Annotated in this window: 19 protein-coding genes; 6 read left to right on the top strand and 13 right to left on the bottom strand. The window is 61.9% G+C overall.

All coding sequences use genetic code 11. The features are described 5' to 3' along the window. Positions 1 to 6: 6 nt before the first annotated feature. A complete protein-coding gene (gene ftsH, locus DJ563_RS24670; protein ID WP_033701593.1) occupies positions 7 to 1,911 on the bottom strand; it encodes an ATP-dependent zinc metalloprotease FtsH in 1,905 nt (634 codons plus the stop codon). Between the two features lie 203 nt (positions 1,912 to 2,114). Further along, the gene (gene rlmE / locus DJ563_RS24665; RefSeq protein WP_033701595.1) at positions 2,115 to 2,741 is read right to left on the bottom strand and encodes a 23S rRNA (uridine(2552)-2'-O)-methyltransferase RlmE; all 627 of its coding nucleotides are present in this window, start codon (positions 2,739 to 2,741) and stop codon (positions 2,115 to 2,117) included. Between the two features lie 102 nt (positions 2,742 to 2,843). Between rlmE and DJ563_RS24660 the strand changes: the two genes are divergently transcribed. Beyond that, complete coding sequence (locus DJ563_RS24660) at positions 2,844 to 3,152, top strand: YhbY family RNA-binding protein (protein WP_027595032.1); 309 nt, start codon at positions 2,844 to 2,846, stop codon at positions 3,150 to 3,152. 12 nt (positions 3,153 to 3,164) lie between these two features. On the opposite strand, the gene DJ563_RS24655 is transcribed toward DJ563_RS24660, so the two are convergent. The 8 genes from DJ563_RS24655 to grpE form a co-directional block, all read right to left on the bottom strand. Further along, a complete protein-coding gene (locus DJ563_RS24655; protein ID WP_081874760.1) occupies positions 3,165 to 3,614 on the bottom strand; it encodes an MFS transporter in 450 nt (149 codons plus the stop codon). Next, a complete protein-coding gene (gene greA, locus DJ563_RS24650) occupies positions 3,592 to 4,074 on the bottom strand; it encodes a transcription elongation factor GreA (RefSeq protein WP_077068663.1) in 483 nt (160 codons plus the stop codon). Before greA ends, DJ563_RS24655 begins: the two co-directional genes overlap by 23 nt. Further along, the gene (gene carB, locus DJ563_RS24645; protein ID WP_033701599.1) at positions 4,071 to 7,292 is read right to left on the bottom strand and encodes a carbamoyl-phosphate synthase large subunit; all 3,222 of its coding nucleotides are present in this window, start codon (positions 7,290 to 7,292) and stop codon (positions 4,071 to 4,073) included. The genes greA and carB overlap by 4 nt, the downstream gene beginning before the upstream one ends. 106 nt (positions 7,293 to 7,398) lie before the next feature. Further along, positions 7,399 to 8,535, bottom strand: coding sequence for a glutamine-hydrolyzing carbamoyl-phosphate synthase small subunit (carA, locus tag DJ563_RS24640; RefSeq protein WP_274098760.1), 1,137 nt, complete (start codon positions 8,533 to 8,535; stop codon positions 7,399 to 7,401). Between the two features lie 254 nt (positions 8,536 to 8,789). Then, positions 8,790 to 9,596: a 4-hydroxy-tetrahydrodipicolinate reductase gene (dapB, locus tag DJ563_RS24635; RefSeq protein ID WP_047583812.1), complete on the bottom strand. Its 807-nt coding sequence runs from the start codon at positions 9,594 to 9,596 to the stop codon at positions 8,790 to 8,792. Between the two features lie 13 nt (positions 9,597 to 9,609). Continuing rightward, positions 9,610 to 10,734 (bottom strand): molecular chaperone DnaJ, encoded by a 1,125-nt coding sequence (gene dnaJ / locus DJ563_RS24630; protein WP_033701606.1) that lies wholly within the window; start codon positions 10,732 to 10,734, stop codon positions 9,610 to 9,612. A 212-nt stretch (positions 10,735 to 10,946) separates the two neighbouring features. Next, positions 10,947 to 12,872: a molecular chaperone DnaK gene (gene dnaK / locus DJ563_RS24625; protein WP_274098759.1), complete on the bottom strand. Its 1,926-nt coding sequence runs from the start codon at positions 12,870 to 12,872 to the stop codon at positions 10,947 to 10,949. A 102-nt stretch (positions 12,873 to 12,974) separates the two neighbouring features. Further along, positions 12,975 to 13,529, bottom strand: a complete 555-nt coding sequence (grpE, locus tag DJ563_RS24620) for a nucleotide exchange factor GrpE (RefSeq protein ID WP_434518497.1) — start codon at positions 13,527 to 13,529, stop codon at positions 12,975 to 12,977. Positions 13,530 to 13,721: 192 nt separating this feature from the next. On the opposite strand from grpE, the gene recN reads away from it, so the two are divergent. Continuing rightward, positions 13,722 to 15,395 carry a DNA repair protein RecN gene (gene recN, locus DJ563_RS24615; RefSeq protein ID WP_274098757.1) on the top strand — a complete coding sequence of 558 codons (1,674 nt, stop codon included), beginning with the start codon at positions 13,722 to 13,724 and terminating at the stop codon, positions 15,393 to 15,395. 85 nt (positions 15,396 to 15,480) lie between these two features. Here recN and fur read toward each other — a convergent pair whose 3' ends face one another. After that, positions 15,481 to 15,885: a ferric iron uptake transcriptional regulator gene (gene fur, locus DJ563_RS24610; protein ID WP_019470441.1), complete on the bottom strand. Its 405-nt coding sequence runs from the start codon at positions 15,883 to 15,885 to the stop codon at positions 15,481 to 15,483. Positions 15,886 to 15,982: 97 nt separating this feature from the next. On the opposite strand from fur, the gene bamE reads away from it, so the two are divergent. After that, positions 15,983 to 16,516, top strand: a complete 534-nt coding sequence (gene bamE / locus DJ563_RS24605; protein WP_033701613.1) for an outer membrane protein assembly factor BamE domain-containing protein — start codon at positions 15,983 to 15,985, stop codon at positions 16,514 to 16,516. Positions 16,517 to 16,576: 60 nt separating this feature from the next. On the opposite strand, the gene DJ563_RS24600 is transcribed toward bamE, so the two are convergent. Then, positions 16,577 to 17,011, bottom strand: coding sequence for a type II toxin-antitoxin system RatA family toxin (locus tag DJ563_RS24600; RefSeq protein ID WP_033701615.1), 435 nt, complete (start codon positions 17,009 to 17,011; stop codon positions 16,577 to 16,579). Positions 17,012 to 17,174: 163 nt separating this feature from the next. On the opposite strand from DJ563_RS24600, the gene smpB reads away from it, so the two are divergent. Then, positions 17,175 to 17,657: an SsrA-binding protein SmpB gene (gene smpB / locus DJ563_RS24595; protein ID WP_012312633.1), complete on the top strand. Its 483-nt coding sequence runs from the start codon at positions 17,175 to 17,177 to the stop codon at positions 17,655 to 17,657. 160 nt (positions 17,658 to 17,817) lie between these two features. Here smpB and DJ563_RS24590 read toward each other — a convergent pair whose 3' ends face one another. Further along, positions 17,818 to 18,585, bottom strand: a complete 768-nt coding sequence (locus DJ563_RS24590) for an FCD domain-containing protein (RefSeq protein ID WP_434518496.1) — start codon at positions 18,583 to 18,585, stop codon at positions 17,818 to 17,820. A 255-nt stretch (positions 18,586 to 18,840) separates the two neighbouring features. Here DJ563_RS24590 and DJ563_RS24585 point away from each other — a divergent pair, with 255 nt between their 5' ends. Both DJ563_RS24585 and lldD read left to right on the top strand, forming a co-directional pair. Next, positions 18,841 to 20,511: a lactate permease LctP family transporter gene (locus tag DJ563_RS24585; protein ID WP_033701618.1), complete on the top strand. Its 1,671-nt coding sequence runs from the start codon at positions 18,841 to 18,843 to the stop codon at positions 20,509 to 20,511. 63 nt (positions 20,512 to 20,574) lie between these two features. Then, the gene (gene lldD, locus DJ563_RS24580; protein ID WP_033701621.1) at positions 20,575 to 21,720 is read left to right on the top strand and encodes an FMN-dependent L-lactate dehydrogenase LldD; all 1,146 of its coding nucleotides are present in this window, start codon (positions 20,575 to 20,577) and stop codon (positions 21,718 to 21,720) included. Positions 21,721 to 21,774: the final 54 nt, after the last annotated feature.

Genomic DNA, 21,774 nt, shown 5'->3' with positions numbered 1-21,774 from the left:
ATGCCCTTAGTGTTGAGCCGCTGGGCCGCCAATCGGCGATTCCGGGCGATCACCCTGGGCTGCCGGGGTACCCGAAGCCGAGTCACCATCCCAATCGCGAGGTTCGCGCGGGGCACGACCATTCATGATGTCGTCGATCTGGTCGGCATCGATGGTCTCGTACTTCATCAGCGCTTCAGCCATGGCATCGAGCTTGTCACGGTTGTCGGTGAGCAGCTGCTTGGCCGTGGCGTAGCACTGGTCGATGATGCTGCGCACTTCCGAGTCGATCAGCTTGGCGGTTTCACCCGACACGCTGGCGTGCTGGCTGCCGGCGCTACGGCCGAGGAACACCTCGCCTTCTTCTTCGGCATACATCAACGGGCCGAGCTTTTCGGAAAGGCCCCACTTGGTGACCATGTTCCGGGCAATCTGGCTGGCACGCATGATGTCGTTGGAGGCACCGGTGGTGACGCCGTCGAAGCCCAGGGTCATTTCTTCGGCGATACGGCCGCCGTACAGCGAGCAGATCTGGCTGATCAGCGCACGCTTGGACAGGCTGTAACGGTCCTCTTCAGGCAGGAACATGGTCACACCCAGGGCACGACCACGCGGGATGATCGAAACCTTGTAGACCGGGTCATGCTCAGGCACCAGACGACCGACGATGGCGTGACCGGCTTCGTGGTAGGCGGTGTTCTGTTTTTCTTTCTCGGACATGACCATGGTCTTGCGCTCGGCGCCCATCATGATCTTGTCTTTGGCCAGCTCGAACTCTTTCATTTCGACCAGGCGCTTGTTGGAGCGAGCAGCGAACAACGATGCTTCGTTGACCAGGTTGGCCAGGTCGGCACCGGAGAAGCCTGGGGTACCACGGGCAATGACCGCCGGGTTGACGTTCTCGCCGATCGGCACCTTGCGCATGTGCACCTTGAGGATCTGCTCACGGCCGCGGATGTCCGGCAGGCCAACCACCACCTGGCGGTCGAAACGACCAGGACGCAGCAGTGCCGGGTCGAGGACGTCCGGACGGTTGGTTGCGGCGATGACGATGATGCCATCGTTCATCTCGAAGCCGTCCATCTCTACCAGCAGCTGGTTGAGGGTTTGTTCGCGCTCATCATGACCACCGCCCATACCGGCGCCACGGTGGCGACCCACGGCGTCGATTTCGTCGATGAAGATGATGCACGGGGCGTGCTTCTTGGCCTGCTCGAACATGTCGCGCACACGGCTGGCACCGACACCGACGAACATTTCAACGAAGTCCGAACCGGAAATGGTGAAGAACGGCACTTTCGCCTCACCGGCAATGGCCTTGGCCAGCAGGGTCTTACCGGTACCCGGTGGGCCGACCATCAACACGCCGCGAGGAATACGGCCGCCGAGGCGCTGGAACTTGCCCGGGTCACGCAGGAATTCGACCAGCTCGCCGACTTCTTCCTTGGCTTCGTCGCAACCCGCGACGTCTGCCAGGGTGGTCTTGACCTGGTCTTCGGACAGCAGGCGCGCCTTGCTCTTGCCGAAACTCATCGGCCCGCCCTTGCCGCCCGCGCCGCCTTGCATCTGGCGCATGAAGAACATGAATACCGCGATGATCACCAGGATCGGGAAGCTGGCTACCAGCAACTGAGTCCAGATGCTCTGCTGCTCGGGCTGCTTGCCTTCGACGACCACGTGGTTGTCGACCAGGTCGCCGATCAGGCCATTGTCGGTAATGGCCGGGCGCACGGTCTTGAAGCTGTCGCCGTCAGCGCGCTTGCCGGTAATGATGTAGCCGTCGACGGTCACACGCTCGACTTTCCCGTCTTTGACCTGTTGGATGAAGTCGGAGTAGTTGAGGGTCTGCGGCTCGTTAGGGCTTGAGAAGTTGTTCATCACTGTCACCAGGACAGCTGCGATGATCAACCACAGGATCAGATTCTTTGCCATGTCGTTCAATTCGCTACCCTCTGAGGCCGGCGCACGACGCAGCCGTGCCTCGCATGATATTCATCGCCCTAACTTACTACATTACCTACGCATCCGCAGGCACCGTCTGTAACCCTTTGTGAAACCTAGACTACACGAAGTTCGGACGATCCTGACGGGCTGGCCGATTGGAATTAACTATCAGCCACCCCGTAGCACGTCTTTCACACGCCTTTGAAACCTTTACCCAGCAGGTACTGCTCACGCGAGCGATCCCGCGAAGACGACGGCTTGCGCATCTGCACCTTGTCGAACTTGGTGCGAACGTCCTTCAAGTACATGTCGAAGCCTTCGCCCTGGAAAATCTTGATCAGGAAGTCACCACCAGGCTTCAGCACGCGGGTTGCCAGGTCAAGCGCCAACTCACAAAGGAACATGGCGCGCGGCATGTCCACTTCAGGCGTACCACTCATATTGGGGGCCATGTCGGAAATCACAAGGTCTACATGCGAATCGCCGACCGCTTCCAGAATCTGCTGCAGCACTTCATCGTGGGTGAAGTCACCCTGAATGAAGGTCACGTCCGGGATCGAGTCCATTTCCAGGATATCGGAGGCAATCAGACGGCCCTGGCCACCAATCAGACGACTGGTCACCTGCGACCAGCCTCCTGGGGCTGCGCCGAGGTCGATCACACTCATGCCCGGGCGGATCAACCGGTCCTTTTCCTGGATCTCAAGCAGTTTGTAGCTCGCACGCGAACGGTAGCCATCCTTCTGCGCTTGTTTGACGAAAGGGTCGTTAAAATGCTCACGCAGCCAGTTAGCGCTGCTTTTGGAACGTTGTACCACGGGGCACCTCGATGATATGCGTCGTGATTGACTGGGCGGAGCCGGGGGCCCTCGGGTAAAATGCCTGTCAATTTTACAGAATCAGACGGAAAGGGTCAGATTATGCCGCTCAATAACGAGCAGAAGAAGCAATACAAGTCCATTGGTCATGACCTGAAGCCGGTCCTGATCGTTGCTGGCAACGGTGTTAACGAAGGCGTTGCCGCCGAACTGGAACGCGCACTCGCCGATCATGAACTGATCAAGGTCGAGATTCGCTCCGAAGATCGTGAAGAACGCGCTGCCGCCATTGCCGAGTTGTGCAAGGTCGGCCGTGCTGAACTGGTGCAGACCATCGGCAAGAAAGCGCTGATCTACCGCAAGAACCCACAGCCGAACAAGCAGCTGTCGAACATCCACCGCTTCAAATAATAGCGGCTCCGATCAGTGGCGCGCCTTGCGCGCCCTGACCGGTACTGGCTGGGCCACCAGCACGATGCCGGAAAAACCCAGCACCAGGAAACAGAACATCTGCCAGCGCTCACCCACGGATATACCGTAGCGCAAGGTGTAATACCCCACGCAGGCACCAAAGCCGAGCAACAGCATCTGGCCACGGAACTGTCGCCACCAGGCCGCCAGGCCATCCACCCTCGCCAATACCGCCAGCTGGGTCAACAAGCCAAGCAAGGCCACGCCAATCAACCAGCGGTCGATCTGCCCGGCAATATCCTGCACCAGCAGGGGCGCCAGGCCACTGACCTTGAGCGCGGGCACCAGCCCCACATGAAACACCCACAAGCCGCCGACCCAGAAAACCTGGGCCAGCTGCCAGAGGATCCCTTCAAGGGATGGCGCCCGCAGGCGCCGGTCAGATGTGCTGGACTTCGACAATCTCGTACTCGACCGTGCCACTTGGCGTCTTGATGACGACGATATCACCTTCTTCCTTGCCGATGATGGCACGGGCAATCGGCGCGCCTGCCGACAACTTGCCCAGCTTGATGTTGGCTTCGTCTTCACCCACGATCTGGTACTTCACGCGCTCGTCGGTTTCGGTATTGGCCAGCTCGACGGTGGTGCCGAAAATGACCTTGCCGGTGTGCGGGATTGAGGTCACATCGATCACCACCGAGTTCTGCAGGCGGCCTTCGATATCGCGGATACGCGCCTCGACCATGCCCTGCTCTTCACGGGCGGCATGGTATTCGGCGTTTTCCTTGAGGTCACCCAGCTCGCGTGCTTCACCGATAGCCTGGCTCAGCCGCGGGCGCTCGGTCTTGCTCAGGAACAGGTGCTCCTCTTCCAGGGCGCGAGCGCCCTGGACGGTCATCGGGTATTTGGTAATGCTCATGCTTTGAGTCCTGCATGCAGATCCTGCAAGCGACGAACGGTCTTCTCGGGACCAAACTTCAGCGCTTCGCAGATGGCTTCACCGGCCGCAATGGTGGTGGTGCAGTAAATCTTGTGCTGCAGCGCATTGCGACGAATCGAGTAGGAATCAGCGATCGACTGACGGCCTTCGGTGGTGTTGATGATCAGCGACACTTCGTCGTTCTTGATCATGTCGACCACGTGCGGGCGACCTTCGGTCACTTTGTTCACACGGCGCACTTTCAGGCCTGCCGCCTCGATAACCTTGGCGGTGCCGGCAGTGGCAACCACTTCGAAGCCCAGGGCGATCAGGTCGCGGGCAACGCCAGCCACTTGTGGCTTGTCGTCGTCACGCACGCTGATGAACGCGGTACCGCCGGTTGGCAGCACTTCGCTGGCACCCATCTGAGCCTTGGCGAACGCTTCACCGAAGCTGTCACCGACGCCCATGACTTCACCGGTCGATTTCATCTCAGGGCCGAGGATCGGGTCAACCCCTGGGAACTTGGCGAACGGGAAGACGGCTTCCTTGACGCTGTAGAAGTTCGGGATGATTTCTTTGGTGAAACCGATCTCTTTCAGGGTTTTACCCGCCATCACACGGGCGGCAATCATGGCCAGCGAGGTGCCGATGCACTTGGAGACGAACGGCACGGTACGCGAAGCGCGCGGGTTGACTTCGATCACGTAGATCTTGTCGCCCTGCAGGGCCAGCTGAACGTTCATCAGGCCGACAACGCCCAGCTCCAAGGCCATTTTCTTGACCTGTTCGCGGACTTCGTCCTGCACGTGAGCCGGCAGCGAGTACGGTGGCAGCGAGCACGCCGAGTCACCGGAGTGAACGCCGGCCTGCTCGATGTGCTGCATGATCGCGCCGATCACCACGTCGGTGCCGTCGCAGACCGCATCCACGTCCATCTCGATGGCGCAGTTGAGGAAGTGGTCGAGCAGCACCGGGCTGTCGTTGGACACCTGTACGGCTTCACGCAGGTAGCGCTTGAGCTCGTCCAGCTCGTAGACGATCTCCATGGCGCGGCCACCCAGTACGTACGACGGGCGCACGACCAGTGGGTAACCGATACCGCCAGCGGCACGGATGGCCTCGTCTTCGCTACGCACGGTCGCGTTTGGCGGCTGCAGCAGGTTCAGGCGCTGAACCATCTGCTGGAAGCGCTCGCGGTCTTCGGCGCGGTCGATGGCGTCCGGGCTGGTACCGATGATCGGTACGCCAGCTTCTTCCAGGGCGCGTGCCAGTTTCAGCGGGGTCTGGCCGCCGTAGTGAACGATCACGCCCTTCGGCTTCTCGACACGGCAGACTTCCAGCACGTCTTCCAGGGTCAGCGGCTCGAAGTACAGACGGTCGGAGGTGTCGTAGTCGGTGGAGACGGTTTCCGGGTTGCAGTTGACCATGATGGTCTCGTAACCGTCTTCACGCAGCGCCAGGGCCGCGTGCACGCAGCAGTAGTCGAACTCGATGCCTTGGCCGATACGGTTAGGGCCGCCACCCAGGATCATGATCTTGTCGCGGGTCGACGGGTTGGCCTCGCACTCTTCCTCGTAGGTCGAATACAGGTAGGCGGTGTCGGTGGCGAACTCGGCAGCGCAGGTGTCGACGCGCTTGTAGACCGGGAACACTTCCAGCTTGTGGCGGTGACGACGCAGGTTCTTGTCGGTAATGCCAAGCAGCACAGCCAGGCGCTGGTCCGAGAAGCCTTTGCGCTTGAGGCGCAGCATCATGCCTTTATCGATGGCCGACAGGGCCAGGGTCTTGACCTTCTCTTCTTCCTTGATCAGGTCTTCCATCTGAACCAGGAACCACATGTCGATGCCGGTCAGGGCGAAGATCTCTTCGCAGGTCATGCCCGAACGCATGGCGTCGGCCACATACCAGATACGCTCGGCGCCCGGCACGGTCAGCTCGCGCTTGAGGATGCTGGCCGCTTCGGCGCTGGCCAGGTCAACTTTCGGGTCCAGACCGCAAACACCGACTTCCAGGCCGCGCAGGGCTTTCTGCAGGGATTCCTGGAAGGTACGGCCGATGGCCATGACTTCACCCACGGATTTCATCTGGGTGGTCAGGCGGGCGTCGGCTTTCGGGAATTTCTCGAAGGCGAAACGTGGCAGCTTGGTGACGACGTAGTCGATCGACGGTTCGAACGACGCCGGGGTACGGCCGCCGGTGATGTCGTTCTGCAGCTCATCGAGGGTGTAGCCGACAGCCAGCTTGGCGGCGATCTTGGCGATCGGGAAGCCAGTGGCCTTGGAGGCCAGGGCCGACGAACGCGATACACGCGGGTTCATCTCGATCACGACCATGCGGCCGGTGTCTGGGCAGATACCGAACTGCACGTTGGAACCGCCGGTTTCGACACCGATTTCACGCAGCACCGCCAGCGAGGCGTTGCGCATGATCTGGTATTCCTTGTCGGTCAGGGTCTGTGCTGGGGCAACGGTGATCGAGTCGCCGGTGTGCACGCCCATCGGGTCGAAGTTCTCGATCGAGCAGACGATGATGCAGTTGTCCTTCTTGTCGCGGACCACCTCCATCTCGTATTCCTTCCAGCCGATCAGCGATTCGTCGATCAGCAGCTCTTTGGTCGGCGACAGGTCCAGACCACGGGCGCAGATTTCTTCGAACTCTTCACGGTTGTAGGCGATGCCACCACCGGTGCCGCCCATGGTGAAGGACGGACGGATGATGCATGGGAAGCCGAGCTTCTCGAGGACCGCATTGGCCTCCTCCATGCTGTGGGCGATACCGGAACGCGGGCATTCCAGGCCGATGTCTTTCATCGCCTTGTCGAAGCGCGAACGGTCTTCTGCCTTGTCGATGGTGTCGGCGTTGGCGCCGATCATCTCTACGCCGAACTTTTCCAGAACGCCGTGGCGCTCCAGGTCCAGGGCGCAGTTCAGTGCGGTTTGGCCGCCCATGGTCGGCAGGACGGCGTCAGGGCGCTCCTGCTCGATGATCTTGGCCACCGACTGCCATTTGATCGGCTCGATGTAGGTGGCGTCGGCCATGGCCGGGTCGGTCATGATGGTGGCCGGGTTGGAGTTCACCAGGATGACGCGATAGCCTTCCTCGCGCAGGGCTTTGCAAGCCTGGGCGCCGGAGTAGTCGAATTCACAGGCCTGGCCGATCACGATCGGGCCAGCGCCGAGAATCAGGATGCTTTTGATGTCTGTACGTTTTGGCATGGTTGTCACTCAAATCCGCGGGTCAGTCGGCAAGCCGTCTTGAACAATCTGGGTCAGGCGCTTCCGGGCGCGGCGCGAGCCGGCCCGGGGCCTTGATGCAGGATGCTCAGCGGCGCTTGGCCATGGCATCGATGAAACGATCGAACAGTGGCGCGACGTCAGTCGGGCCTGGGCTCGCTTCAGGGTGGCCCTGGAAGCTGAACGCGCTCTTGTCGGTGCGCTCGATGCCCTGCAGGGTACCGTCGAACAGCGACTTGTGGATGGCGCGGACGTTGCCCGGCAGCGTGGCTTCGTCGACGGCGAAACCGTGGTTCTGGCTGGTGATCATGACCACGCCGGTGTCCAGGTCCTGGACCGGGTGGTTGGCACCGTGGTGGCCGTGGCCCATCTTGACGGTCTTGGCGCCGGAGGCCAGGGCCAGCAGCTGGTGGCCGAGGCAGATACCGAATACCGGGATCTCGGTTTCAAGGATTTCCTTGATGGCCTGGATGGCGTAGTCGCAAGGCTCCGGATCACCAGGGCCGTTGGACAGGAACACGCCATCAGGGTTGAGTGCGAGCACTTCGCTGGCCGGGGTCTGAGCAGGCACCACGGTCACGCGGCAGCCACGAGCAACCAGCATGCGCAGGATGTTCAGCTTGACGCCGTAGTCGAAGGCGACCACGTGGTAAGGCAGCTCGGAAGCTTCCAGGGTCGGATGGCTGTCGGTTTTCAGTTCCCACACGCTGGAGCGCCACTCGTAACGCTCTTTGGTGGAAACGACCTTGGCCAGGTCCATGCCCTTGAGGCCCGGGAAGGCGCGGGCAGCGGCGATGGCGGCTTCTTCGCTGATGTTGTCACCGGCGAGGATGCAGCCGTTCTGAGCGCCCTTTTCACGCAGGATACGGGTCAGGCGACGAGTGTCGATGCCGGCGATGGCAACGACGTTGTTGGCCTTGAGGTAGTCAGGCAGCGACTGGGTGTTACGCCAGTTGCTGGCCAGCAGCGGCAGGTCACGGATGACCAGGCCGGCAGACCAGACACGGTTCGACTCGGCGTCTTCCGGGGTGGTACCAGTGTTGCCGATGTGCGGATAGGTCAGGGTAACGATTTGCTGGGCGTAGGAAGGGTCTGTAAGGATTTCCTGGTAGCCGGTCATAGCGGTGTTGAACACCACCTCACCAACGGTCTGACCGTCGGCACCGATGGCTTCACCGCGAAAAATACTGCCGTCGGCAAGGGCGAGTATGGCTGGCTTTGTCAAGAAGACCTCCCGTAAATCAAGCATGAAAGGGCGATCGCAGGTTGCAAAAAAGCGGAGTGACGTATGGACACGTCACCCCGCTTTCATGTGCTGAATTCAATTCGCTGCGCGCTTTTAGTGGACACACTAAAGCTGTAGCTTACAGAAAAGTGCGTTTTCGGTCTACCGTATATGTGTCTCTAAAACACATGATTGCGACAGAATCGATGAAGCGTGGCGCGCCCCGCGAAGGGCGCGCCGCCGAGATCACCTGGTCAGTGCAGCCCCAGCACGTCCTGCATGTCGTACAGCCCCGGCTCACGCCCATCCAGCCACAGCGCGGCACGCACCGCACCCTTGGCGAAGGTCATGCGGCTCGAGGCCTTGTGGGTGATCTCCACCCGCTCGCCTTCGGCGGCGAACAGCACGGTGTGGTCACCCACCACGTCACCGGCACGCACCGTAGCGAAGCCGATGGTCTGGCGATCACGCGCACCGGTCTGGCCTTCGCGGCCATACACGGCCACTTCCTTCAGGTCACGCCCCAACGCCTGAGCCACCACTTCACCCATGCGCAGCGCAGTACCCGACGGCGCATCGACCTTGTGCCGGTGGTGCGCCTCGAGGATCTCGATGTCGACCTCGTCGCCCAGTACGCGCGCTGCGGTGTCCAGCAGCTTCAGGCACAGATTGACGCCAACGCTGAAGTTGGCGGCAAAGACGATCGGGATATCCTTGCCCGCTTCGACCAGCAACGCTTTCTCTTCCGGCGTAAAGCCAGTAGTGCCAATGACCATGGCCTTGCCCGCCTTGCGGCAGAACGCGAGGTTCTTCAGGGTCACCGAAGGGTGCGTGAAGTCGATCAGCACGTCGAACTCGTCCACAACCTTGACCAAGTCGTCGGAGATCGGCACGCCAATACGACCCAAGGCCGCCAACTCCCCTGCATCAGCCCCTACCAGGCTGCTGTCAGGGCGATCGATCGCCGCCGTCAAACCCGCCTGAGGCGCTTGGTGCTGCACAGCTTCGACAAGGGTCTTGCCCATCCGCCCTGCCGCGCCCATTACCGCAATACGTCGCATAACCTGTTCCTTGTCAGAGATCGCCGAAGAAGCGCTTCACGCCATCGAACCAGCCATTGGCCTTGGGCGAATGGGAGCTGTCGCCTTCCAGCGAATCACGCAGCTCTTCGAGCAGCTCGCGCTGGCGACGGCTGAGGTTGACCGGGGTTTCCACCGCCACGCGGCACAGCAGGTCACCTGCCCCACCACCGCGTACCGGTGCCACACCCTTGCCGCGCAGACGGAACTGCTTGCCGGTCTGGGTGCCTTCCGGGATCTTCAGCTTCACCCGGCCATCGAGGGTCGGCACTTCCAGCTCGCCACCCAGGGCAGCGTCGGTGTAGCTGATCGGCACTTCGCAGTACAGGTGCTTGCCATCGCGCTGGAAGATCTCGTGCTCACGCACGTTGATGACCACGTACAGGTCGCCAGTCGGGCCACCATGGGTACCGGCCTCGCCCTCGCCCGACAGGCGAATGCGGTCACCGGTATCGACACCTGCCGGCACCTTGACCGACAACGTCTTGTATTCCTCGACACGGCCTTCGCCGTGGCACGCACCGCAAGGGTCGGTGATGATCTTGCCCTGGCCATGGCAGCGCGGGCAGGTCTGCTGCACCGAGAAGAAGCCTTGCTGCATGCGCACCTGGCCGATACCGCCGCAGGTCGGGCAGGTCGACGGGGTCGAGCCCTTCTTCGCGCCGGAGCCATCACAAGGGTTGCAGTTGACCAGAGTAGGAACGCGGATACTGACCGTGGTGCCACGCACCGCTTCTTCCAGGTTCAGCTCCAGGGTGTAACGCAGGTCGCTGCCACGCTGGGCGCCACCGCGCGAGCCGCCACGGCCGCCACCGAAGAAATCACTGAACACATCGCCGAAGATGTCGGAGAAGTTGGCACCACCGAAGCCGGCACCACCGCCACCCATGCTAGGGTCGACGCCGGCATGACCATACTGGTCATAGGCCGCGCGCTTGCTGGCATCGGACAGCACTTCGTAGGCCTCGTTGGCCTCCTTGAACTGCTCTTCCGACTCCTTGTCGCCCGGGTTGCGGTCGGGGTGGTACTTCATCGCCAGGCGGCGATAGGCCTTTTTGAGATCACCTTCGTTGGCGCCACGCTCGACACCCAGGACCTCATAATAATCACGCTTTGCCATAGGTCATTTGCACTCTTGAGGGCGTTCGACAGAGCGCTGCGCATAGGCGCATGGGCGCTGTGCCGTAAGCACCTGCCGCGCGAATGCGTCCTGACAGATGCTGTAAAAATTCGCGTATTCCAGACACACCAACGCGGGAGCAAGCCCCCGCGCGGCGACATCCTACCAGCTCACCGCCAAACGGCGGTGAGCTGGCCGACAACATGCAAAAATTACTTCTTGTCGTCGCCTTTTACTTCTTCGAACTCGGCGTCAACCACGTCATCGTGCTTGGCTTCCGGCTCGGCCTGCTGCGCGCCGCCCTGAGGCTGTTCGGCTTGCTGCTCGGCGTACATCTTCTGAGCCACTGGCGCGGAGACCTTGGACAGCTCTTCGACCTTGGCGTCGATCGTGGCCTTGTCGTCGCCTTTGACAGCGGCTTCCAGGGCAACGACTGCCGCTTCGATGGCGGTTTTCTCTTCAGCGGTGACCTTGTCACCTGCATCAGCGACCATCTTGCGGGTCGAGTGAACCAGTGCATCACCCTGGTTACGGGCAGCGGCCAGCTCTTCGAACTTGCGGTCTTCCTCGGCGTTGGCCTCGGCGTCACGCACCATGCGCTCGATTTCGTCATCGGACAGGCCGGAGTTGGCCTTGATCACGATCGACTGGGTCTTGCCGGTGGCCTTGTCTTTCGCGCCGACGTGCAGGATGCCGTTGGCGTCGATGTCGAAGGTCACTTCGATCTGTGGAACACCGCGTGGTGCTGGCGGGATCTCGGCCAGGTCGAACTTGCCCAGCGACTTGTTGCTCGAAGCCTGCTTACGCTCACCTTGCAGCACGTGAATGGTCACGGCGCTCTGGTTGTCGTCGGCAGTCGAGAACACCTGCGACTTCTTGGTCGGGATGGTGGTGTTCTTCTCGATCAGCGCAGTCATCACGCCACCCATGGTTTCGATACCCAGGGTCAGCGGGCTGACGTCCAGCAGCAGTACGTCTTTCACGTCACCGGCCAGAACTGCACCCTGGATAGCGGCGCCCATGGCGACGGCTTCGTCCGGGTTGACGTCCTTGCGGGCTTCCTTGCCGAAGAAGTCGGCAACGGTTTTCTGTACCAGCGGCATACGGGTCTGGCCGCCGACCAGGATCACGTCGTCGATCTTGCTGGCGTCGATGCCGGCATCTTTCAGCGCGATGCGGCAAGGCTCGATGGTGCGCTGCACCAGGCCTTCAACCAGCGACTCCAGCTTGGCGCGGGAGATTTTCACGTTCAAGTGCTTAGGACCGGTGGCATCTGCAGTGATGTACGGCAGGTTGACGTCGGTCTGCTGCGCGGACGACAGCTCGATCTTGGCCTTTTCAGCGGCTTCTTTCAGGCGCTGCATGGCCAGCGGGTCGCCCTTCAGGTTCATGCCGGACTCTTTCTTGAACTCCTCGACGAGGTAGTCAATCAGCAGCATGTCGAAGTCTTCGCCACCCAGGAAGGTGTCGCCGTTGGTAGCCAGTACTTCAAACTGGTGCTCACCGTCGACTTCGGCGATTTCGATGACCGAAACGTCGAAGGTACCGCCACCCAGGTCATAAACGATGACAGTGTGGTCGCCCTTGGCTTTGTCCATGCCATAGGCCAGTGCCGCAGCGGTCGGTTCGTTGATGATGCGCTTTACGTCCAGACCGGCGATGCGGCCGGCGTCTTTGGTGGCCTGACGCTGGCTGTCGTTGAAGTAGGCCGGCACGGTGATGACCGCTTCGGTGACAGGCTCGCCGAGGTAGTCTTCGGCGGTCTTCTTCATCTTTTTCAGGACTTCGGCGCTGATTTGCGGCGGCGCCATTTTCTGGCCGTTGACTTCGACCCAGGCGTCACCGTTGTCGGCCTTGGCGATTTTGTACGGCACCAGCTCGATGTCTTTTTGCACCACTTGCTCTTCGAAGCGACGGCCAATCAGGCGCTTCACTGCGAACAGGGTGTTGTGCGGGTTGGTGACAGCCTGACGCTTGGCAGACTGGCCTACCAGGATTTCGCCATCGTTGGCATAGGCCACGATCGAAGGGGTAGTACGCGCACCCTCGGCGTTTTCGATGACTTTGACGTTACCGTTTTCCAGGATGGAGACGCACGAGTTGGTGGTCCCCAGGTCGATACCGATGATTTTACCCATGTTAACTCTCCCGAAACTTGAATTTGGTTAGCAGCGACTACTTTGGCCAACTGCGGTAATACTTGAAGGCTTGACACCTAGATGGGGTTGCCCCGACAGATTTCAAGCCTTTTCATTGATCGAAGGCTGAGCTGCGCTCGGCGCCTTGCTGACCACCACCATGGCGGGGCGCAGCAGGCGGCCGTTGAGCAGGTAGCCTTTCTGGAACACCTTGAGCACACTGTTAGGCTCGACCTCGGCGCTTTCCTGCATCGCCATGGCCTGGTGATGCTCGGCGTTGAACGGTTCGCCGTGCGGGTCGACAGCCTCGAGGTTGTAGCGCTTGAGGGTGTCGTGGAACATCTTCAGGGTCAGCTCGATGCCTTCACGCATCGGTTTGATGCTTTCGTCGTCGGCATTGGACAGCTCCAGGCCACGCTCCAGGCTGTCGATCACTGGCAGCAGGTCGCCAGCGAACTTTTCCAGGGCGAACTTGTGCGCCTTCTCGACATCCTGCTCGGCGCGACGGCGCACGTTCTGCAAGTCGGCAACGGCGCGCAGCGACTGATCCTTGGCGGCGGCCAGCTGTTCCTCGAGCTCCAGAACACGGGCGCCGACATCTGCTGCACCTGCCTCTTCGACGTTAAGGTCTTTCTCATTCAGCTGTTCGTCAGCCATTGGGTCTCTCCTGCGCAGATTTCTGGATTGCGAGCCAGGCTCGCCTTTGTTGTCGGCTATATGGGGCCGGAAAAACCAGCTTCAAGGGGCAACATGGTTTCCCGGGCGGATGAGAATGTGCGAGCGGGCATTGTCAGGGTAGAAAAAAGTACTGTATAAATAACCAGACCTGTCCCTTCGGGAGCCGCCCCCATGCTGCTGCACCTGTCCATTCACAACTACGCCATCGTCGAGCACCTTGACCTCGAACTTGCCCGCGGCATGTCCGTCATCACCGGCGAGACCGGCGCAGGCAAATCGATCATGCTCGACGCCCTCGGCCTGGCCCTCGGCGACCGTGCGGACAGCGGCGTGGTGCGCCCCGGCGCAGACAAGGCAGACATCCTCGCCACCTTCGACCTGGCAGATATCCCCGAAGCGCGCACCTGGCTTGCCGAGCGCGACCTGGACAACGACGGCCCGTGCATCCTGCGCCGGGTGATCACCGCCGAAGGCCGCAGCCGCGGCTACATCAATGGCACGCCCTGCCCGCTGGGCGACTTGAAGTCGCTCGGCGAGCTGTTGATCGACATCCACAGCCAGCACGAGCACCAGTCGCTGCTCAAGACCGACACCCATCGGCGCCTGCTGGACGAATATGCCGGCGCCATCGACCTGGCCCGCCAGGTGCAACTGGCCGCCAAGCGCTGGAACCAGACCCGCCTGGAGCTGGAGCGCCTGTCCAATTCAGGTGACGAGCAGCGCGCCCGCCATCAGCTGCTCAGCTATCAGCTGGAAGAGCTGGACAACCTCGGCCTGGGCGAAAACGAGCTGGAGCAGCTGGAGCAGGAACACAAGAACCTGACCAATGCCGAGGCCCTGTTCGGCATCTGCCGCCAGGTCATCGACCAGTGCAGCGAGAGCGACTCGGGCAATGTGCTCAGCGCCCTCACCGCCAGCCTCAACCGGCTGGGCGCCGCAAGCAACTCACCGAAGGCCTTGGGCGAGGCCGCCAACCTGATCGCCAGTGCGCAGATCCAGGTCGAAGAAGCCGTGGGCGAGCTCAACCGCTTCCTCGATCACTTCGACGCCGACCCAATGCGCCTGCAGGCCCTGGAAGAACGCCTCGACACTATCTATACCCTGGCCCGCAAGCACCGCGTGCACCCCACCGAACTGCCCCACCTGCAGCAACGGTTGATGGAAGAACTGGAAGGTCTGAACGCCAGCGACGAGTCGATCGAGCGCCTGGGCGAAGAACTGGCGGCCTATGCCCAGCATTACAAGGACCGTGCGCGCGAACTGAGCGCCTTGCGCCAGCAGGCCGCCCAGCAACTGGCGGTGGCCGTGGAACTGGAGGTCCAGCGCCTGGGCATGCCGGGCGGGCGCTTCTGTATCGAACTGATCCCTAACGAGGGCAACGACCTGTCGCCCCACGGCCTGGAGCAGATCGAACTGCTGGTAAGCGCCAACCCGGGGCAACCGCTCAAAGGCCTGGCGAAAGTGGCCTCGGGTGGTGAGCTGTCACGCATCAGCCTGGCCATCCAGGTGATCACCGCGCAGACCTCACGCATCCCTACCCTGGTCTTCGACGAAGTGGACGTGGGCATCGGCGGCCCCACCGCCGAAATCGTCGGCCAACTGCTGCGCCGGCTGGGTGAGCGCGGCCAGGTACTGACCGTAACCCACTTGCCTCAGGTTGCGGCGCAAGGGCACCACCACCTGTTCGTGCACAAGGTGCGCCACAGCGACACCACCCACACGGCGGTGGCCAGCCTGGGCAAACGCGAACGGGTCGAGGAAGTGGCGCGCATGCTCGGCGGCATCGACCTCACCAAGGAATCCTTGGCGCATGCGCGCAAGATGGTGGTCAGCGGCAAGGCGTGAGCCCCTGCCCCCCAGCATTTTCCTGCAGCACAAAGCACAAAGGCGACCCGAAGGTCGCCTTTGCTATTTATAACGATCGAAATCGTTACTTTTTCTTACGCACGTACAGGACCAGATTGTGGTCCACCAGCTCGAAGCCATGCTCGGCCACGATCTCGCGCTGACGCTTCTCGATTTCAGCGTCCATGAACTCGATGACTTCACTGGTTTCCACGTTGACCATGTGGTCGTGGTGACCGCCATCCGCCAGCTCGAAGACTGCGTGGCCGCCGTCGAAGTTGTGGCGAACCACCAGACCCGCCGCTTCGAACTGGGTCAGCACGCGGTAGACGGTGGCCAGGCCAACGTCCTCACCAGCTTCCATCAAGGCCTTGTAGACATCCTCGGCACTCATGTGACGCTGCTCGGTAGAGTCGAGCATCTGAAGGATCTTTACTCGAGGCAGGGTAACCTTGAGACCGGCTTTGCGTAATTCGCTATTTTCAACCATGGTCAGCTTTCTCGCCGATGCTGCTTCGCAGCTTCTCTTAATACGGGTATGATCGGGGTTTACGTTGTCCAGCCAAGATAGTGGAAGTCGCCCACCGATGCAAAACACCAAGCTCTTGCTAACCAGCCTCACCCTAGTGGGACTGCTCGCACTCGCCGGTTGCTCGTTTCCCGGGGTTTACAAAATCGACATCCAGCAGGGCAATGTCGTCACGCAGGACATGATAGACCAATTACGCCCGGGAATGACCCGACGGCAAGTAAGGTTTATCATGGGCAACCCCCTGATTCAGGATACGTTCAACACCAACCGTTGGGACTACCTGTACAGCCTGCAGCCTGGTGGCGGAAAACGCCAGCAAGAGCGCATGAGCATTTTCTTCAACGAGGGCGACCAACTGGTCAGCCTGTCGGGCGACTTCATGCCAGGCGTGAGCCGCGACCAGGAAATCCTCGGTGGCAGCAGTGACACCACTGTCAGCCCTGCGGCTCAGCCAGAGCAGGCTACGCCTCAGCCTGAAGAGAAACCGGCCAAGCCGGGTTCGGTGGAAGAATCCATCCAGCGCGAAATCGACACCATCGAGGCCACGCCGGTCCCGACACCAGCACCGCTGGAAACCTCCCCGCAATAAACGCGGGTGGCATTAAAAAGCCCGGGCCTAGGCCCGGGCTTTTTCGTTTGCGGCCAGCACTCAGCTATTAAGCTGCTTGGCACGCTGGCAGAAGGCATCGACCAGGGTGTTGGCAGCCTGATTGAACAGCGGCCCCAACGTGGCCCGCACCAAGGGGCCGGCATAGTCGAAAGACAGGTCCAGGCTGATTTTGCAGGCCTTCTCGCCCAACGGTTTGAACACCCACACGCCATGCAGCTGGGAGAACGGCCCCTCCTCCAGGTTCATTTCGATGGATTGGCCCGGCACCAGTACATTGCGCGTGACGAAATGCTGGCTCATGCCGCCCTTGGCCACTTCGAGCTTGGCCCGCATGTGCGTGTCGCTGGCCTCGATCACGGTAGCGGCAGAGCACCACGGCAGGAACTGCGGGTAGCTGGCCACGTCATTGACCAGATCATAGAGCGCCTGGGCGGGATACGGCAGCAGGGCGGAGCGTTGAATATGGGTAGTCATCCAGGCGTCACTTCCAAGGCTGGGTGGCGGCGCTTCGCAGCGTGCCGAAAACAGGTTCTGTACCTACGACAGGGCCTGTATTGTCCGGTATTCATTGCGGTGGCTCAAGCACACCGAAATCCCATAGCCGACGACGCATCGAGTTGCCTATAATGCCGCCCCTATGGCTAAACAAAAGAAACATCCGACCGGGACCATCGCGCAAAACAAGAAAGCGCGACACGATTACTTCATCGAACACAAGTTCGAGGCCGGGCTGGTCCTGTCCGGTTGGGAAGTAAAGAGCCTGCGGGCCGGCAAGGCGCACCTGACCGACAGCTATGTGCTGCTCAAGGATGGCGAAGCCTGGCTGTTCGGCAGCCACATCACCCCGCTGACCACGGCCAGCACCCACGTCATCGCCGACCCCATCCGCTCGCGCAAACTGTTGCTGAACAAGCGCGAGCTGGAGCGTGTGGAAGCGGCGGTGGCGCAGAAGGGCTACACCTGTGTGGCCTTGGCGCTGTACTGGAGCAAGCACCTGATCAAGTGCGAGATCGCGCTTGGCAAGGGCAAGAAGGAATTCGACAAGCGCGACACCGTGCGCGAACGCGATTCCAACCGCGAGCTGCAGCGTGCCGTGCGGAACAAGGGCAAGGAAGACTAGATTCCGCCCTTGCGCGCTTGCTGTAGGAGCGGCCTTGCGTCGCGAAAGGGCCGCAAAGCGGCCCCCGGATATCAGCGGCGACGCACAAATCCGGGGACTGCTACGCAGTCCTTTCGCGACGCAAGGCCGCGCCTACAGGAGGCGCATCAGCATTGACCGCTTAACGTCCGCTGCGTCGCTCTGCCCGTGCCACGCGCTGCGCCTCTTCGCGCGCCTCTTCCAGCACCTCCTGCACATACAGAATGTGCCGGCTGGAAACCTCTCGCGCCTCCTCCGCCCTGCCCTCGACAATCGCCAGGTACAGCTCCCGGTGCTGACTGATCAGCATGTCCCGGGTTTCGGTCCGCTGTTGGTACATGCCGCCGATGTTGGTCACCACGTTGCGCTTGAGCAGGTCGAACAAGCCGCGGATGGTATGCAGCAAGACCGCGTTATGGCTGGCCTCGGCAATCGCCAGGTGAAAGCGCGCATCCGCTGCGCCCTCCTCAGCCCGCGTCACCTGGTCAACCCGGGTGTAGCAGTCCTGCAGCGTGTCGAAGGCTGCCTTGAGCCGTGCACGGTCCGGCTCGGTGGCGCGCTGGGCCGCGTAGTACGCGCAGGACGCCTCCAGGGTATGACGAAACTCAAGCAGGTCACGCTGCGCCTCGGGGCTGTGCTCCAGCAACTGCAACAGCGGGTCGCTGAACGTCGAGCCCAGTGACTCGGCGACGTAGTTGCCACCGCCCTGGCGGCTGATCAGCAGCCCCTTGGCCACCAGTTTCTGGATGGCCTCACGCAGTGACGGGCGCGACACACCGAACTGCTCGGCCAGAACGCGCTCGGCCGGCAGCCGCTGGCCCGAGGTCAGCGTGCCTTCGAGAATCATCCCTTCCAACCGATCGACGATGTCGTCGGACAGGCGCCGTTGGCGGACCTGATCAAAAACCATCACATGCTCTCCACAAACCCCCGGCAAATATCAGGGGGCGCCTATTCTCGCCGATCCGCGCCGCACACACACCCATCACCCGGTGTTTTTCCAAGCTCATCAGACGCCCGCTCATCGGCACACGAGCAAAGTTTTGTGTCGGACAAATTGACACACCCACGACAGCGCTTTTAACCTAGCGCCCAGACATTGTAAATTGGTCTTACCAATTATCCAATGCCAGTGCTGACCAACAACAATTAGGGGCCACCCCATATGCAAACCTGGCAACAACTCTATAGCCCGCTTGGTAGTCTCGGCCTGTCCGCACTGGCGGCGGTCATCCCTATCGTGTTCTTCTTCCTTGCCCTGGCCGTGTTCCGCCTCAAAGGCCACGTGGCCGGCAGCATCACCCTCGGGTTGTCGATCCTGGTGGCGATCTTCGCCTTCCAGATGCCTGTCGACATGGCCTTGGCCGCCGCGGGTTACGGCTTCCTCTACGGCCTCTGGCCGATTGCCTGGATCATCGTTGCCGCGGTGTTCCTGTACAAACTCACGGTCAAGAGCGGCCAGTTCGAAGTCATCCGCAGCTCGGTGCTGTCGATCACCGACGACCAGCGCCTGCAAGTGCTGCTGATCGGCTTCTGCTTCGGTGCCTTCCTGGAAGGCGCGGCCGGCTTCGGCGCACCGGTGGCCATCACGGCCGCCTTGCTGGTGGGCCTGGGCTTCAACCCGCTGTACGCCGCCGGCCTGTGCCTGATCGCCAACACCGCACCGGTCGCCTTCGGCGCGCTGGGCATCCCGATCATCGTGGCCGGCCAGGTGACGGGCATCGACGCCTTCCACATCGGCGCCATGACCGGCCGCCAGCTGCCGCTGCTGTCGCTGTTCGTGCCGTTCTGGCTGGTGTTCATGATGGACGGCGTGCGCGGCGTGAAGGAGACCTGGCCTGCAGCCCTGGTCGCCGGCCTGAGCTTTGCCGTGACCCAGTACTTCACCTCGAACTTCATCGGCCCAGAGCTGCCCGACATCACCTCGGCCCTGGCCAGCCTGATCTGCCTGACCCTGTTCCTGAAAGTCTGGCAGCCCAAGCGCTCGTTCGCGCAAGCCAAGGGCAGCGTCGGCGCCGCCGTCGTGCAATCAAGCGGCAGCCAGCCTAGCCCGTACAGCTTCGGCGAGATCTTCAAGGCCTGGTCGCCGTTCCTGATCCTCACCGTGCTGGTCACCATCTGGACCTTGAAACCATTCAAGGCCGCGTTCGCGCCGGGCGGTGCGATGTACAACTTCGTGTTCAACTTCGCCATCCCGCACCTTGACCAACTGGTGATCAAGACCGCCCCGATCGTTGCCGCGCCGACCGCCATGCCAGCGGTGTTCAAGCTCGACCCGATCTCCGCCACCGGCACCGCGATCTTCCTCTCGGCGCTGATCTCCATGGCGGTGCTGAAGATCAACTTCAAAACTGGTCTGACCACTTTCAAAGAGACGTTCTGGGAACTGCGCTGGCCAATCCTGTCGATCGGCATGGTGCTGGCCTTCGCCTTCGTCACCAACTACTCGGGCATGTCCTCGACCATGGCCCTGGTACTGGCTGGCACCGGCGCCGCGTTCCCGTTCTTCTCGCCGTTCCTCGGCTGGCTGGGCGTGTTCCTGACCGGCTCGGACACCTCGTCCAACGCCCTGTTCAGCTCGCTGCAAGCCACCACCGCGCACCAGATCGGGGTCAACGACACCCTGCTGGTGGCCGCCAACACCAGCGGCGGCGTGACCGGCAAGATGATCTCGCCACAATCCATTGCCGTGGCCTGCGCCGCCACCGGCCTGGTGGGCAAGGAGTCCGACCTGTTCCGCTTCACCGTCAAGCACAGCCTGTTCTTCGCCACCATCGTGGGCCTGATCACCTTGGTCCAGGCTTACTGGCTGACCGGCATGCTGGTTCATCACTAAAGTGAAAGGGGCCGGGCGCCAAGGCGCGCCCGGCATTCCCCTCAAGCAACGCTGCGAGAATCCATGATCATTTCCGCCTCTACCGACTATCGCGCCGCGGCCCAACGCAAGCTGCCCCCCTTCCTCTTCCACTACGCCGACGGCGGCGCCTACGCCGAGCACACGCTGCGCCACAACGTCTCGGACCTGGCCAGCATCGCCCTGCGCCAGCGCGTGTTGAAGAACATGTCCGAGCTCAGCCTGGAAACCCAGCTGTTCGACGAAACCCTGAGCATGCCCGTGGCCCTGGCCCCGGTCGGCCTGACCGGCATGTACGCCCGCCGTGGCGAAGTGCAGGCGGCACGCGCCGCAGCAGCCCATGGCATCCCGTTCACCATGTCCACCGTGTCGGTGTGCCCGATCGAAGAAGTGGCCCCGGCCATCAACCGGCCGATGTGGTTCCAGCTGTATGTGCTCAAGGACCGCGGCTTCATGCGCAATGCGCTGGAGCGGGCCAAGGCGGCCGGGGTCAAGACCTTGGTGTTCACCGTCGACATGCCCGTGCCCGGCGCCCGCTACCGCGACGCCCACTCCGGCATGAGCGGCCGCAACGGCCCGATGCGCCGCGTGCTGCAAGCCATGACCCACCCCGAGTGGGCCTGGGACGTCGGCGTGATGGGCCGCCCGCACGACCTCGGCAACATCTCCAAATACCGTGGCAACCCCACCGGCCTTGCCGACTACATCGGCTGGCTGGGCAACAACTTCGACCCCTCGATCTCCTGGAAAGACCTGGAGTGGATCCGCGACTTCTGGGAGGGCCCGATGATCATCAAGGGCATCCTCGATGCCGACGACGCCCGTGACGCGGTCAAGTTCGGCGCCGACGGTATCGTCGTGTCCAACCATGGTGGCCGCCAGCTCGACGGCGTGCTGTCCAGCGCCCGCGCGCTGCCGGCGATTGCCGATGCGGTCAAGGGCGAGCTGAAGATTCTCGCCGACTCCGGCATCCGCAGCGGCCTCGACGTGGTGCGCATGATCGCCATGGGCGCCGACACCGTGCTGATCGGCCGTGCCTTCCTCTGGGCGCTGGCCGTGCATGGCGAGGCCGGGGTGAAGAACCTGCTCGAACTGTTCGAGAAGGAAATGCGCGTGGCCATGGTGCTCACCGGCGCCAAGTCGATCAGCGAGATCACCCGCGATTCGCTGGTCCGCGAACTGGGCGCCTGAACGCCTGCACGAAACACCGCCTGATTGACCGGGGCATGCGGCGCACCAGACGCC

The organism is Pseudomonas sp. NFX1 (assembly GCF_051123555.1).
GTDB classification, from domain to species: domain Bacteria; phylum Pseudomonadota; class Gammaproteobacteria; order Pseudomonadales; family Pseudomonadaceae; genus Aquipseudomonas; species Aquipseudomonas capeferrum.
This window is presented reverse-complemented; position numbering and strand designations above follow the sequence as displayed.

What these genes read in the sequence shown, in the direction of transcription:
- smpB (WP_012312633.1), top strand. Translation starts at nt 17,175, where the DNA reads ATGGCTAAACAAAAGAAACATCCGACCGGGACCATCGCGCAAAACAAG.
- greA (WP_077068663.1), bottom strand. Translation starts at nt 4,074, where the DNA reads ATGAGCATTACCAAATACCCGATGACCGTCCAGGGCGCTCGCGCCCTG.
- DJ563_RS24585 (WP_033701618.1), top strand. Translation starts at nt 18,841, where the DNA reads ATGCAAACCTGGCAACAACTCTATAGCCCGCTTGGTAGTCTCGGCCTG.
- dapB (WP_047583812.1), bottom strand. Translation starts at nt 9,596, where the DNA reads ATGCGACGTATTGCGGTAATGGGCGCGGCAGGGCGGATGGGCAAGACC.
- DJ563_RS24600 (WP_033701615.1), bottom strand. Translation starts at nt 17,011, where the DNA reads ATGACTACCCATATTCAACGCTCCGCCCTGCTGCCGTATCCCGCCCAG.
- fur (WP_019470441.1), bottom strand. Translation starts at nt 15,885, where the DNA reads ATGGTTGAAAATAGCGAATTACGCAAAGCCGGTCTCAAGGTTACCCTG.
- DJ563_RS24590 (WP_434518496.1), bottom strand. Translation starts at nt 18,585, where the DNA reads ATGGTTTTTGATCAGGTCCGCCAACGGCGCCTGTCCGACGACATCGTC.
- lldD (WP_033701621.1), top strand. Translation starts at nt 20,575, where the DNA reads ATGATCATTTCCGCCTCTACCGACTATCGCGCCGCGGCCCAACGCAAG.
- grpE (WP_434518497.1), bottom strand. Translation starts at nt 13,529, where the DNA reads ATGGCTGACGAACAGCTGAATGAGAAAGACCTTAACGTCGAAGAGGCA.
- dnaK (WP_274098759.1), bottom strand. Translation starts at nt 12,872, where the DNA reads ATGGGTAAAATCATCGGTATCGACCTGGGGACCACCAACTCGTGCGTC.
- DJ563_RS24660 (WP_027595032.1), top strand. Translation starts at nt 2,844, where the DNA reads ATGCCGCTCAATAACGAGCAGAAGAAGCAATACAAGTCCATTGGTCAT.
- recN (WP_274098757.1), top strand. Translation starts at nt 13,722, where the DNA reads ATGCTGCTGCACCTGTCCATTCACAACTACGCCATCGTCGAGCACCTT.
- dnaJ (WP_033701606.1), bottom strand. Translation starts at nt 10,734, where the DNA reads ATGGCAAAGCGTGATTATTATGAGGTCCTGGGTGTCGAGCGTGGCGCC.
- ftsH (WP_033701593.1), bottom strand. Translation starts at nt 1,911, where the DNA reads ATGGCAAAGAATCTGATCCTGTGGTTGATCATCGCAGCTGTCCTGGTG.
- bamE (WP_033701613.1), top strand. Translation starts at nt 15,983, where the DNA reads ATGCAAAACACCAAGCTCTTGCTAACCAGCCTCACCCTAGTGGGACTG.
- carB (WP_033701599.1), bottom strand. Translation starts at nt 7,292, where the DNA reads ATGCCAAAACGTACAGACATCAAAAGCATCCTGATTCTCGGCGCTGGC.